Origin of the sequence: Jeotgalibacillus sp. ET6, assembly GCF_029667115.1 — a bacterium.
Lineage (GTDB): Bacteria > Bacillota > Bacilli > Bacillales > Jeotgalibacillaceae > Jeotgalibacillus.
The window spans coordinates 1-268 of sequence record NZ_JARUIU010000107.1 but is presented as its reverse complement, the minus strand read 5'-3'; the positions used below and the strand labels follow the sequence as shown (position 1 = coordinate 268).

The following is a 268-nucleotide window of genomic DNA, read 5'->3' as shown; positions in this document are numbered from 1 at the left end:
CTTTTTAAAGCCAAGCACTTTTTCGTGGGAGGAATCCGGAGATCTTACTCCATTAATCGAAGCGCTTTTGCTAACGAAAGAGGCTTCCTATCGTGCTGAAGTGCCAAAAGGGAAGGTTAAGAACTTATTTCAGGCTAATATGGCTTTTTTAGCCGCTTCTTTTTCATCGGTTACGGGAGGGTTATTGATGAGTGATGTTTTTTCTCCCCGCATCACAAATACTCTCAGATCCACATGACAAGGGTAAAAATCCCCTTCCTGAAAAACC

The 268-nt window shown here is 42.5% G+C and carries 1 protein-coding gene; it reads left to right on the top strand.

Going from position 1 to position 268, the window contains the following annotated elements; genetic code table 11:
• Positions 1 to 238 (top strand): hypothetical protein (locus P6709_RS19975; RefSeq protein ID WP_278242644.1); only part of this gene is annotated, 238 nt, incomplete at its 5' end.
• Between the last annotated feature and the right edge of the window lie 30 nt (positions 239 to 268).